Source organism: Ideonella sp. (genome assembly GCF_036277275.1).
GTDB lineage: Bacteria > Pseudomonadota > Gammaproteobacteria > Burkholderiales > Burkholderiaceae_C > Ideonella.
In genome coordinates this window covers 88,452-101,655 of sequence record NZ_DASUNH010000174.1, presented here as the reverse complement: position 1 = coordinate 101,655, position 13,204 = coordinate 88,452, and the positions used below count along the sequence as shown (strand labels likewise).

Here is a 13,204-nt window from a genome sequence, read left to right as displayed (position 1 = left end):
GCGCCGGCGCGCAGCCGTCAGGTCTTGCGGGGTGCTTGCCAGAGGCTGCGTGCCGTCCGGCAAGCGCTGTCGTTCCAGCCGCCGGCGCAGCGGCTCTTCACCAGGCTGCACATGGCTTCGCCCGACGAGCGGATCTCGTAGTAAGCCTGTGCGTCGATCGCGCCGACGCCGGCTACGAACACCTGGCTGGCGGCCGGGCTGCTGTTGGCGGCGCTGTCGCGCTGGGCAACACAGACTTCACGCGTCATCGCGTCGACACAGCGTGCGACCAGCGCGTCCACCTCCTGCACGGCCGGCGCGCTGGCCACCGGCTGGCAGCCGGCCTGGGCCAGCAGCATCGCGGCTGCCGAGGCCCAGCCGAACCACAGCGCGAAGCGGCGCATCCAGCGCGTCACGGCAGGCCCAGCGCCTTGATGCGCGCCAGGCAGGTCGACAGACTGCCTGCACCGGTGCAGGTGTCTTTCGGGTACACGACGGCCGAGTACATGCGGTACAGGTCTTCGTCGCTGTTCTTCTTCAGGTTCTCGAGGCCGGGGAAGGGCAGGCCGCCCTGGTACTTGAACCACACCAGGTTGTTGGCCTTGTCCTGCCAGAACTTGTCGCCCGACGAGGCTTGCACTGCGGCCAGGCTGGCCGCCGGCGTCATCGGCCGCACGTTGGTGCGCTTCAGGTAGTTCGGGTCGAAGCTGCCTTGTTCGCGGTCCCACTGCGAGCCGGCGACCACATAGGCCGCGGCCGGCAGGCGACCGTCGAACTTGACCGCCATCATGAACTTGTCTTCTTCGCCCGAGGCGTTGCTGATGTTGAACGCTGCCCACTTGGCCGCAGGCCAGCCGGGGAAGCTCAGCACGTAGCGGCTCGACGCGCGCGCCGCGAAGTGGCGCATGTGGCCGAGCTGCCAAGAGCAGTAGTTGCCTGGAGGCGGGGTTACGCCAGGGGTGCAGGCGTAGCGCTTGGCCACGTCGGAGTTGACGTAGTGGCTGTAGCCGTTCTCGATTCGCCACGAAGCGATCTTGTTGCCGTTGCCGTCCTGGCGCTCGGCGTTGATCGCGGCGGCGAACTCGAAGCGCGACGAGTCGAAGTCGGTCTGGATCGATTCGACACCGTAGTACTGGCCATCGCAGGTCTTGCCGTTGCGGCCGGCCGGCTTGGCGTCGACGCAGTTGGCGCCGATCGTCAGGAACGGCGTGTCAGGCACCGTGTACCAGTTCTTCGGGCCCCACTGGCCTTCGGTGTCCCAGATCGCGCCCGACAGGGCCCAGTTCTCGCTCGGCAGGTGCTGCTGGCGCAGGCCGGGTTGCAGGTTGCGGTAACCGGGCGAGCTGTTGGTCAGCCGGTTGTTCGAATTGCGCGCCTTGCCGCGCTCGACGGCCAGCGTGTAGTAGTCCTCCGCACTGAAGGCGCCACTGGTCTCGCCGGCGACGAACGGCACGTCGACGAAGTGGTTGGCCGTCACCGACACGGTCGAGTGGTAGGTGGCAATGCCGGCCGGCATGGCCGCGCCCGCGGGGTACTTCGACTCGCTGTGGTTCAGGCTCGTGCCGACGAACAGGCCGCGCTGGATCGTGCCGTCCTGCGCCGCGCCGCCGAAGGCCAGCCCGACGTTGTCGGCAACCACCCATTCCAGATAGTCGGGGTTCGTCACGCGGTTGCGGTAGGCGCCGTCGCGGTTCTTGTATGCGGTCGTGCGCTTGATGGTCAGACGCAGTGCACCGCTGGGGCAGAAGTCGTACGGGTTGCCGCCGCCGTCCAGGCAGGGCTTGCCATCCTTCATCGGCACATAGCGCTGCGAGGCGAGCGTGCCTTGCGTGGTCTCGGGGTGTGCGACGTTGTCGTCGACGGGCACCCATTCCAGCAGCATGCCGGGGCCGCGGGCCGAATGCACGGTGTTGTTCTCGACCCGGCCCAGCGGCGTGTAGCGCGGCCAGGTCTTGACGGTGCGCGACAAGCCCAGCGGGTGCAGCGGGAAGGCCAGCCAGATGCCGTTGCCCTGCGCATCACCGGCGTGGTTGTTGGTCAGCGTGTTGTCGGGGTTGGTCACCCAGAAGCCCGACGGGCCACCCTGGAAGACCTCCGAGCTTTCGTGGATCTTCAGCAGGTTCTTGTCGGTGGGCGCGCGGGTCTTCAACGCGAGGTTGCCGTCGAACACGTTGCGGCGCTCGACCGCATCCTCCAGGAAGAACGCATGGCCCTTGATGTCATAGCAGATGTTGTTCTGTACCGTGACACCATTTGTAGCGTGGAGTACCACACAGCGGTTAGACGAATTCCAGATCGCGCTGTTCCGGATGAAGTGGCCGGTGGCGTCGCCCAGGTGGGTGCCGGTGCCGAGGTCGTAGCTCAGCGTGTGCCAGTGCATCGGGTAGCGGCCCAGCTGGCCGGCCTGGCCGACGCGGCGGAACTCCACGCCGTCGATCTGCACTTGCGACTTCAGGCCCATGACCATCAGGTGCGCGCCGAACCCCTGGCCGCTCCAGGCCGTGTCATCGGCACCCTGGATCACGATGCGGCGGCTCAGGTTGCCCACGGCGGCCCGTTCGTCCAGCACGGTGGGCGCCGGTGAGGCGGGGGGCGAATAGCTGGAGTCGGCGGTCAGCGACATGCCGTTGGCCGTTGGGTACTGCAAACGACCCCAGCGCGACTTGGCCAGGCCGACGGTCGTGTTGAGAGTGGCGCCGCTGGCCGAGGCCAGCGTGAAGGCTTCGCTGGCCGAGATGCCGTAGTGGTCGGTCGGGGCGACGACGATCTGATCGCCCGCTTTCCAATCCACGTTTTGTTTCAATTGAAACTGTTTTGTACCAACTGAGGCGTGCTGATTGAGCTTCGTCCAGCCCGGTTGGGGCGAAACGCCGTACATCAGCAGCTTGCCGCCGGTGACGCGCAGCCCGCGCGAGACGCCGTCGGTGCCGCCGGGGGCACCTGTCAACGTGATCGTGGCCTTGTGCGTGAAGGGCGCGGCGGCCGTGCCGGCCTGCAGCGTGCCGATGACGTTGATCGACGCGGCGGTCAACGACACGTCCTTCTCGGCCAGGCGCAGAACACCCTCGATCCGCAGGTCTGCCAGCTTGCGGGTGGCCGTGTCCAGCACCACGGTCTTGCCTGCAGGAATCACCACCGCAGCGCCATCGGGCGGCACGGTGCCGCCCCAGGTCTGGGGATCGGACCAGTTGACGTGCTCGCTGCCTTGCTGCGGTGCGCCGTCCGGCGATGAATCCGGCGCGGAATCGGGCGCGGAGTCCGGGGTGGAGTCAGGAGCGGGACTTGCTGTTTCAGAACCATCACCACCGCCCCCGCCGCATGCGGCCAGGACGGCGGTAAAACTTGCCGCCAAAAGGCGGCGGCGGATCGAAAGTGAGGTCAGGTCGCAGTGGGGCATGGGCGGCTATCTGGTCAGGGCGGGCGGATACTAAGCCAGCCACCTGTGACAAATTCTTCGAAAAACCAAGCTTGACGTTGCGTTATTCGACAGTTCCACGGTTCGGCCAGGTCGCGAGCAGCAATCCGACAAGGGCCAGGAGGAGTGCGCCCGCCTGGGCGGCACCCAGGCTTTCGCCGAGGAACAGCACCCCGACGGCGGTGGCAGCGACCGGCAGCATCACGCTGAAAACGCCCGCCTGCGGAGCCGGCACACTGCGCAGCCCCTGCATCCACAGCCACACGGTGACAACGCTGGCTGCCAGGGCGTAGAACAGCAGCAGTCCCCAGGTGGCGAGCGACACCTGCGTGAAGTCGAAATGCCAGGCTTGCCAGGCGCCGAACGGGGTGACGAGCACCAGCCCCCACAGGTTGATCAGCGAGCTGATGCGACGCGGCGAAACCTGGGCGGTCAGGCGCTTGCCGATGACCACGTACGAGGCCTCGCAGACCACCGCCCCCAGTAGCAGCGCGTAGCCCCACAGCGGCTCGCCGCCGCTGGCGCCGGCCGGGCCATGCGCGCCTGAGCGACCGAGTGCCAGCCAGCCGATGCCAGCCACGGCGCAAACGATCCCGCCACCGACGCGCAGCCCGATGCGCTCGCCCAGGAAGGCCCAGGACATCAACGCCACCGCCGCCGGGATGGCCGCCATCACCACACCCGCGGCCACCGCCGAGGTGGCAGCCACGCCGAACAGCATGCAGATCGAGAACAGGAAGTTGCCGAGGAAACTCTCCCAGAAGAGCAGCTTGCGATCGTGCGACGACAGCGCCGCTTCGCCCGGTTGCCGGCGCACCCAGCCGGCCATCGCCACGGCGGCGATGCCGAAGCGCAGCCAGGCGAGCAGGAAGATCGGCAACGCGGCGACCAGCGTGCGCGACAGCCCCACGTAGCTGCCGACCAGCGCCATGCTGCCCGCCAGGCAGCCGTAGGCCAGCCAGGGCGTGGGGCGAGCCATCTCTGCCTGCGGGTCGCTCATCGCCCGGCCGGCGGCTGGCTGTGATGGCCGAGCCGCAGGCCGCTAAACTGCCGCATAACGCTGGAGTTCCCAGCCACTGACGTGCCGGGCGTATTCGACCCACTCCATGCGCTTGAGGCGCGTGAATTCGTGCGCCAGCGTCTCGCCCAGCGCATCACGCACGACCTCGTCCGCCTCGAGTGCATCGACAGCCTGCTCCAGCGATTGGGGCAACAGCCCGAAGCCACGCTCGCGGATCTCGGCCAGCGACAGCTTGAACAGGTCTTCGGTGCAATCGGGGCCCGGGTCCAGGCCGCGGTCGATGCCGTCCAGGCCGGCGGCGATCAGGGCTGCGGTGGCGAGATAGGGGTTCGCGCTCGCATCCGGCAGCCGCCATTCGAAGCGGCCGGGCAGGGTGCGCAAGGTGGCCGTGCGGTTGTTCGGCCCATGGGCCATGTAGGCCGGGGCCCAGGACGTGCCCGACAAGGACTCACCGACGACCAGGCGCTTGTAGCTGTTGACTGTCGGTGCGGCCAGCGCGCACAGCGCCGGCGAATGGGCCAGCACTCCCGCCAGGAATTGCCGCCCCAGCGCCGAAAGCAGCTCCGGCCCACCTTTGCTGGCCGGCGCGAAGATGCAGCGGTGGGAGGTGTCCCACAGGGAAAGATGGAAATGCAGCCCGCTGCCCGGCTGGTTGGCAAAGGGCTTGGGCATCATCGAGAAGACCATGCCGCGCTCCTCGGCCAGCGCGTGCGCCGCCAGCTTGAACAGCATCACATGGTCTGCGCTCGACAGGCAGTCATCGAAGGCGAAGTTGACCTCGTACTGGCCGTGCGCGTCTTCGTGGTCCAGTTGCAGCACATCCAACCCGCTCTTCGACAGCGTTTCGTGCAGCGCGTGTAGAAAACCGGCCTGCCGCGGCAGTGACTTCAGGTCGTACGAAGGCTTGTCGAGGCGGTCATGGTCGTCCGCCGGGTGCCACTGGCCGTCTTCGGTGCGCTTGAGCAAGAAGAACTCGGGCTCTATGCCGGTCTTCAGGATCCAGCCGCGTTCGGCCAGGCGCTGCACGCCGCGCAGCAGCACCTGGCGCGGACAGGCGTCGAAGGGCTGGTTGTCGACGAAGCCATTGCACACCGCGCGCGCATAGCCCGGCATCCAAGGCATCGGCTGAATGCGCTCGACGTCGGCGCGAGCGTAGTACTCGGCCCGCGCGCCGGTGCGCGGCAAGGCCGTGCCCCAGATCGACGGGCCGGCGAACCCGGCGCCGGTTTCGATCAGCTCAGGCAGTTTGGCCAGCGGCACGTACTTGCCCTTGGCCACGCCGTGCATGTCGGTGAATTGGGCGAGCACGGTGTGCACACCTTGGGCGGCCAGGCGTTGCTGCAAATCGATTGTCATGAGGCCCCCACGGCCCCCTCCGGGACCTGCTATGCCTACCCCCCCGAGGGGGCTTCGCCCGGACATGAAAGGTCCAGTGGACCTTTCGTGCCTGGCGAAGGGGCGGGCCACTGGCCCGCCGCGGTCTGCAAGACCGCGCAGCGGACCGGCAGAGCCGGATCCGCGCACGTCACTTGAAATTGGCGGCGCTGCAGGCAGCGCGCCACGAACGCCGTCAGTCCAGCCTTATCCAGGTGGTCTTGAGCTCGGTGTACTTGTCGAACGCGTGCAGCGACTTGTCGCGGCCGTTGCCGCTTTGCTTGTAGCCGCCGAAGGGCACGGTGATGTCGTCTTCGTCGTACTGGTTGACGTGCACCGTGCCGGCGCGTAGAGCGCGGGCCACGCGGTGCGCGCGGTTGATGTTGTCGCTCCACACGCTGGCCTGTAGGCCGTAGCTCGAATTGTTGGCCAGCGCGATGCCTTCGGCCTCGGTCTCGAACTTGATGATGCCCATCACCGGGCCGAAGATTTCCTCGCGGGCGATCTTCATGCCGTTTTGCACGTCGGCGAACACGGTCGGCTCGACGTAGAAGCCGCCGCTCTCGGCGCGCACCTGGCGGCCGCCGGCCAACACCTTGGCGCCTTCCTGGTGGCCCGCGTCGATGTAGCTGAGCACGGTGCGCAGCTGCGTCTCGTCGACCAGCGCGCCCAGCTCGGTGCCGGCGTTCAGCGGGTCCCCAGGGGCGTACTTCGGCGCTTCGGCCGCCACCAGCTTGGCGAACTCTTCGGCAATGCCGGCTTGCACCAGCACGCGCGACGGCGCGTTGCAGCTCTCGCCCTGGTTGAAGAACATGCTGCCTGCCACGGTGCGGGCGGCGCGTTCGATGTCGGCGAAGTCGTCGAACACGACGAAGGCCGACTTGCCGCCGAGTTCGTTGTAGACGCGCTTCAGGTTGCTCTTGCCAGCGTATTCGTACATGCGGCGACCGACGCGGGTCGAGCCGGTGAAGCCGATCGCGTCGACCTCCATGTGCATCGCCAGCGCCTCGCCCGCCTCGTGGCCAAAGCCGGGCACGACGTTGAACACACCGGGCGGGATGCCGGCTTCGACGGCCAGCTCAGCCAGGCGCAGCGCGGTGTATGGGCTTTTCTCGCTGGGCTTGAGCACCACCGAGTTGCCGGCGGCCAGCGCGGGGCCGAGCTTCCATGCGGCCATGATCATCGGGTAGTTCCACGGCACGATCGCGCCGATCACGCCCATCGGCTCGCGCGTGATCAGGGCCAGCGCCGAGTCCGGCGTCGGCGCGATCTCGTCGTAGATCTTGTCGACCGCCTCGGCATACCAGGCGATGCAGCGGGCGGTCGACGGCACGTCGACGCTGAGCGAATACTGGATCGGCTTGCCCATGTCCAGCGTCTCGAGCAGGGCCAGTTCTTCCTTCGCGCCGAGGATCTTGTCGGCGAAGCGCTGCAGGATCTTTTTGCGCGCAGCCGGCGACTTGCCGGCCCAGCGGCGGTCATCGAACGCGGCGCGGGCGGCGCGCACGGCGAGGTCGACGTCAGCGGCCTGGCCGCGCACCACCTGGCCCAGAAGGCGGTTGTCGATCGGCGAATGCTTCGCGAAGGTCTGGCCATCAGCGGCTTCGACACGTTCGCCGTTGATGACGCTGCGGCCATCCAGTTTTTGAGTGGTGGCGCGTTGGGTCCAGTCAATCGTGGACATGGTGTGTCTCCAAAATGAAAGTGGCCGCCTGGTGGACGGCCATGGTGCCCCGTCCCACAACGGGACAGGGCGCCGGGTTGGTCGCGGCTTAGAACGCGACGACCACCGAGGCCGCGACCATCGAGTTGTTCTTCTTGTACGTGCCGTCGTTGAGGTCTTCGAAGACGGCGCGGTCGGCGCCGTCCAGGCGGTACTCGAGCTTGAAGGTGGTGCTCAGGTCGTACGCGTACTTCATGCCGACGGTGACAGCGTAGCGGTTGGCGCCGCGGTTCAGGTCGCCGGCCAGATCAGGCCCGATGCCGTTGCGGCCATCGTTGCCGAAGACCATTTCGCCCGCCTCGTCGTCGAAGTACGAGTAGCCGTTGTAGCCGAACAGGCCGCCGCCGTTGGCCTTGTTGTTGATGTAGTCGGCGCGCACCAGGCCCTGCAGGCGGGGCGTGAACATGTAGCCGGCCAGGCCGGAGACGCCCCACCAGCGCGAGTCGCGGAAGTTGCCCTCGGCGTCCGGCGTGATGGCGCCTTCCTTCTGGGTGCCGAAGCTGACCTGGCCTTGCAATGCCCAGTCGCCGCGGAGGTAGTAGCCGTCCACCTCGAACAGGTGGGCCATCGTCCGCTTGTTCTCGTAGTTGAAGTTGGCGGTCTTGCCATGCAGGCCGGCCAGGCCCCAACCGTCGAACTCGCCCTTCGAATAGTCGACGCGGTAGACCAGCGCCGGCGCCTTCTCACCCGGGCCGCGGATGGTCGAGTTGACGTTGGCGATCGCACCGCGCAGCCACCACTTGCCCTGGGTGTGCGAAATGCCGATGCCGGTGTAGCCGACCGGCAGCGTGAAGTCGTACAGCAGGTTGTGCGAGGTGAACGGGTTCAGCGTCGGCTGCTGGTACTCGTAGCCCGACCAGTCGGGGATCTGGCCGACCACCAGACGCGTCTGCAGCGAGCTCAGCGGGATCGCGACGGTGGCTTCCTGGACGATGCTGGCGCCGTCGATGGCGGCGCCAACACCGCGGTTGGGCGTCAGCGTCAGCTTCCAGATCGTGCCGCCTTCGACTTCCTTGGTGAAGTCGATCGAGGCCGAGCCGATGTACGAGGTGTCGTAGGCGTAGCCGTCGGCCTGCTGGTTCAGGAACTGGAAGCCGGCGCGCTCTTGCCGCTGGTTGTAGACGAAGGCCGGTTCGATGTAGCCGGAGACCTTCAGGCCCTTGTAGCCCTGGCTCTCGAGCTGGTCTTCGATCGCCTCGGTCTTCACCGCGATGCGGTTGAAGTCCTGCACCTGCTCAGGCGTCATGCCCCATTTGGGCTCGGCGGGGGCAGGGGCTTGGGCGGCGGGCTTCGCGGCCACCTTCTTTTCCAGTTCTTCGACGCGCGCGCGCAGCGCCTTCAGCTCTTTCAGCAACTCCTCGTTGCTCTGCGCCATGGCGCCCGGGGCCCCGAACGCGGCCAGCAGGGCGACAGACAAGGCAGTGAGTCGGATGTTCTTCATAGGGTCTCCGGGGGGTGAGGACTTTTCAGGAGGCATCGCGCTGGGCAGCGCTGATTTCGGCGGCACGCCGGCGCTCGGCGCGGGCGACCATGATGCTGGCGACGGTGACGCAGACGGCCACGGCAACGATGATCAAGGTGGCCACGGCGTTGATGCTGGGGCTCAGGCCCAGCCGGGCGCGCGAGAAGATCACGAGCGGCATCGTGGTTGAGCCGGGGCCGTTCAGGAAGGCGGACACGACCACGTCGTCGAGCGACAGGCTGAAGGTCAGCAGCCACGCCGAGACCAGCGACTGCGAGATCATCGGCAGCGTGACGAGGTAGAACACCTGCCAGGGTTTGGCACCCAGGTCCATCGCCGCTTCTTCGAGCTGGGGGTTCAGATCCTGCAGGCGGGCCGAGATGACGACGGCGGCGTAGGCCAAGCCCATCATCATGTGGCCCAGCAGGATGGTGATCAGCCCCTTCTCGGGGAAGGCGGTGCCGAACAGGCTCTGCGTCCAGCCCTGGATCGCCACCAGCATCAGCAGCAGCGACAGCCCCTGGATCACCTCGGGCATCACCAGCGGTGCGCTGACCATGCCGGAGAACAGCGTGCGGCCGGTGAAGCGCCGGTACTTCACCAGCGCGAAGGCGGCCAGCGTGCCGAAGATCACCGAGAAGCAGGCCGAGAGGAAGGCGATCTTCAGCGACATCCACAGACCGGACAGGATCTCGGTGTCGTGGATCAGCTTGCCGTACCACTCGAAGGTGAAGCCGCCCCAGACCGCAGGCAGCGGCGACTTGTTGAACGAGTAGATGATCAGCGTGATCATCGGCAGGTACAGGAACAGGAAGCCCCCGACCAGCCAGGCCTTGCCGAAACCGGCGGCGAAACGAGTACCGAAGACGGCGCGGCTCATTTGGACTTCTCCTGAGCTTCGGCCTGGTACTTGTTGAACAGCGCCAGCGGCAGCACGATCAGCAACACCAGCACCACGGCGACCGACGAGGCCATCGGCCAGTCGTTGTTGCTGAAGAACTCGTCCCACAGCACGCGGCCGATCATCAGCGTCTGCGGGCCGCCCAGCAGCTCGGGCGTCACGAACTCGCCGACGCACGGGATGAACACCAGCATCGAGCCGGCGATGATGCCGGCCTTGGACAACGGCACCGTGACTTTCCAGAACGCCACCCAAGGCGTCGCGCCGAGGTCGGCCGCGGCTTCGAGCAGGCGCAGGTCCATCTTGGCCAGGTTCGCGTACAGCGGCAGGATCATGAACGGCAGGTAGGTGTAGGTCATGCCCACCACCAGCGAGAACGGCGTATGCAGGTACCTGTCGGCCGCTTCGATCATCCCGCCGGCCAGCAGCAGGTGGTCGATGCGCAGCCAGGTGAGCAGGTCCGCCACCCAGCCGCCTTCATCGAGCAGGCCCTTCCAGGCGTAGACACGCAGCAGGAACGAAGTCCAGAACGGCAGCATCACCAGCATCAGCAGCGTCGGCTGCCGCGACGGGTGCGAGCGCGCCATGAAGTAGGCGAACGGGTAGCCGATGAACAGGCAGCACAGCGTCGTGACCGCCGCGTACTTCAGGCTCGACAGGTAGGCCTTGACGTACAGGTCGTCGGTGGTGAGGAAGACGTAGTTCGAGTACTTGAGCGCGAGCTTGACGGTGCCGTCAGCCACGGTCAGCACGTTCTCGACCGACACCACACCCATCTCGGACAGCGAGAACTTCAGGACGATCAGGAACGGCGCCAGGAAGAACAGCAGCAGCCACAGGTACGGGATGCCGATCACCGCACTGCGGCCCCGCCACCATTTCGGAAGGAAGCGGGGCTTGCGAATGGCAAAACTCATGGTGGCTCCTTACTGCGTGAGCACCACGTGCGCGGCGTCGGTCCAGTGGGCCCAGACGGTATCGCCCCAGGTGAAGTTGTGTTCCCGGTGGCGCTCGGTGTTGGCCTGGCTGACCGCCACCACCAGCCCGCTGGCCAGCTTGATGCGGTAGACGGTGAAGCTGCCGAAGTACGACAGCTCTTCCACCGTGCCGCGGGCGGTGTTGAATTCGCCATCGGGCTTCTCGGCTGCGAGCTGGATCTTCTCGGGCCGCAGCGCCACGGCCACCGGCATGCCCAGCGTGCCGGTGATGCCGTGGCCCACGTAGTGGCGGCAGTCGGCGCAGTCGATGATCACATGGTCGGGTTCGTCGACCGCGACGGTGCCGTCCATCAGGTTGACGTTGCCGATGAAGTCGGCCACGAAGCGCGAGGCCGGCGTTTCGTAGATCTCGTTCGGCGTGCCGACCTGCAGGAAGCGGCCTTCGCTCATCACCGCGATGCGCGAGGCCATCGTCATGGCCTCTTCCTGGTCGTGAGTCACCATCACGCAGGTCACGCCGACCTGCTCGATGATGTTGACCAGCTCGATCTGGGTCTGCTCGCGCAGCTTCTTGTCCAGTGCGCCCAGCGGCTCGTCCAGCAGCAGCAGCTCGGGCTGCTTGGCCAGACTGCGCGCCAGCGCCACACGCTGCTGTTGGCCACCCGACAACTGGTGCGGCTTGCGCTTGGCGAACTTGCTCAGCTGCACCAGCTTCAGCATCGCCTCGACGCGCGTCGCCACCTGGTCCTTGGGCAGCCCATCGCGCCGCAGGCCGAAGGCGATGTTGTCCCACACCGTCAGGTGCGGGAACAACGCGTACGACTGGAACATCATGTTCAGCGGCCGCTCGTAGGGCGGCATGCCGGACAGGTCCGTTCCGTTCAACACGATGCTGCCCGAGCTGGGGGTCTCGAAACCCGCCAGCATGCGCAGCAAAGTGGTCTTGCCGCAGCCCGAGGAGCCGAGCAGCGCAAAGATCTCACCCTTGGCGATGTCCAGGTTCACATGGTTGACGGCCTTGTAGCCGCCGAAGTCCTTCACCACGTCCTTGATCTGAAGGAACTTCGAGTTGTCAGTCATAGTCATGGAGCCCCCACGCTCCCTCCGGTCGCTGCCCCCCGAGGGGGCTCGCGCAGCGGACCGGCAGAGCCGGATCCGCGCACGCCACTTGGTTTTTTAAAGTCCCGTCTTGAACGAGGTGTAGACGCGGTTCTGCTGGCGGCGGATCTCGTTGTTCAGCAGGTCGGCCGAGCCCTTCATCAGCTTGACGTTCTCTTCGGAGAGGAACACCGTCGGGTTGTTGGCGACCTCGGGCTTGATGAACTTCTTCGACTCGAGCACCGAGTTGGCGTAGAAGACCTTGTTGGTCAGCGACGCGCTCACCTCGGGCTTGAGGATGTAGTTGATGAACTTGTGCGCGTTGCCGGGATGGGGCGCGTCGGCAGGAATGGCCATCACGTCGAAGAACAGCAGGCCGCCGTTCTTCGGGATCAGGGCCTCGATCTTCTGGCCCGTCTTGCCGTCGATGGCGCGCTGGCGGGCGATGTTGATGTCGCCGGACCAGCCGAGCGCCACGCAGACAGAGCCGCTGGCCATGTCGTTGATGTAGCCCGACGAGCTGAACAGCGTCACGTACGGCCGCACGCTCTTGAGCAGGTTGGAGGCCGCGGTGTAGTCGGCCGGGTTCTTGGACACGCGTTCCTTGCCCAGGTAGTGCAGGGCGGCCGGCACCACTTCGTCGGCCGAATCCAGGAACGACACGCCGCAGGATTTCAGTTTGCTGACGTACTCGGGCTTGAAGACCAGGTCCCAGACGTTGTCCGGCATCGGCGTCGAGCCCAGCGCGGCCTTCACCTTGTCGACGTTGATGCCGACGGTGGTGTAGCCCCACAACCAGTCAACCAGGTGCTGGTTGCCCGGGTCGATCTTGGCCAGCTGGGCCGCGATCGCCGGGTCGACGTTCTTCAGGTTCGGAAGCTGCGACTTGTCCAGCTTGGCCAACAAGCCGCCGAGGATCTGCAGGCCTGCCCAGTTAGATGAAGGGACAACGATGTCGTAGCCGGTCTTGCCGGCCACCAGCTTGGCATGCAGGATTTCGTTGTTGTCGAAGTTGTCGTAACGGACCTTGATGCCGGTCTCTTTCTCGAAGTTCTTGATCGTGTCGTCAGCGATGTAGTCCGACCAGTTGTAGATGTTGAGGACCTTTTCTTCCTCTTGCGCCTGGGCAGGCCCGGCAGTGGCAATCAGGGCGGTGGCCAGCATCAGGGCTGTGCGGGCGAACGAGAACTTCATGTAGGAATCTCCGTTTGACGAAGTGAAATCAAGGGAACGGGCTGGCGGCGCAGGAAGGCGGATCGCAAAGCATGGGAGGGCCTGCGGCCGGCGGGGTCG

Annotated in this window: 10 protein-coding genes; all 10 read right to left on the bottom strand. The window is 66.3% G+C overall.

All coding sequences use genetic code 11. From position 1 onward, the window contains the following. Positions 1-17 precede the first annotated feature (17 nt). Positions 18-395 carry a hypothetical protein gene (locus VFY73_RS29935; RefSeq protein WP_329725255.1) on the bottom strand — a complete coding sequence of 126 codons (378 nt, stop codon included), beginning with the start codon at positions 393-395 and terminating at the stop codon, positions 18-20. Next, complete coding sequence (locus tag VFY73_RS29930; protein ID WP_329725254.1) at positions 392-3,376, bottom strand: G8 domain-containing protein; 2,985 nt, start codon at positions 3,374-3,376, stop codon at positions 392-394. The genes VFY73_RS29935 and VFY73_RS29930 overlap by 4 nt, the downstream gene beginning before the upstream one ends. An 82-nt stretch (positions 3,377-3,458) precedes the next feature. Continuing rightward, positions 3,459-4,373 carry a DMT family transporter gene (locus VFY73_RS29925; protein ID WP_329725253.1) on the bottom strand — a complete coding sequence of 305 codons (915 nt, stop codon included), beginning with the start codon at positions 4,371-4,373 and terminating at the stop codon, positions 3,459-3,461. Positions 4,374-4,436: 63 nt separating this feature from the next. Continuing rightward, positions 4,437-5,771: a type III glutamate--ammonia ligase gene (gene glnT, locus VFY73_RS29920; protein ID WP_329725252.1), complete on the bottom strand. Its 1,335-nt coding sequence runs from the start codon at positions 5,769-5,771 to the stop codon at positions 4,437-4,439. Positions 5,772-5,985: 214 nt separating this feature from the next. Beyond that, on the bottom strand, positions 5,986-7,473 hold the full coding sequence (locus VFY73_RS29915; protein WP_329725251.1) for an aldehyde dehydrogenase: 1,488 nt from the start codon (positions 7,471-7,473) through the stop codon (positions 5,986-5,988). Positions 7,474-7,561: 88 nt separating this feature from the next. After that, a complete protein-coding gene (locus tag VFY73_RS29910; protein ID WP_329725250.1) occupies positions 7,562-8,953 on the bottom strand; it encodes a DUF3138 family protein in 1,392 nt (463 codons plus the stop codon). A 25-nt stretch (positions 8,954-8,978) separates the two neighbouring features. Then, complete coding sequence (locus VFY73_RS29905; protein WP_329725249.1) at positions 8,979-9,854, bottom strand: ABC transporter permease; 876 nt, start codon at positions 9,852-9,854, stop codon at positions 8,979-8,981. Further along, the gene (locus VFY73_RS29900; RefSeq protein ID WP_329725248.1) at positions 9,851-10,792 is read right to left on the bottom strand and encodes an ABC transporter permease; all 942 of its coding nucleotides are present in this window, start codon (positions 10,790-10,792) and stop codon (positions 9,851-9,853) included. Before VFY73_RS29900 ends, VFY73_RS29905 begins: the two co-directional genes overlap by 4 nt. 9 nt (positions 10,793-10,801) lie before the next feature. After that, a complete protein-coding gene (locus tag VFY73_RS29895) occupies positions 10,802-11,899 on the bottom strand; it encodes an ABC transporter ATP-binding protein (protein WP_329725247.1) in 1,098 nt (365 codons plus the stop codon). Between the two features lie 90 nt (positions 11,900-11,989). Then, on the bottom strand, positions 11,990-13,105 hold the full coding sequence (locus VFY73_RS29890; RefSeq protein ID WP_414654567.1) for a polyamine ABC transporter substrate-binding protein: 1,116 nt from the start codon (positions 13,103-13,105) through the stop codon (positions 11,990-11,992). Positions 13,106-13,204: the final 99 nt, after the last annotated feature.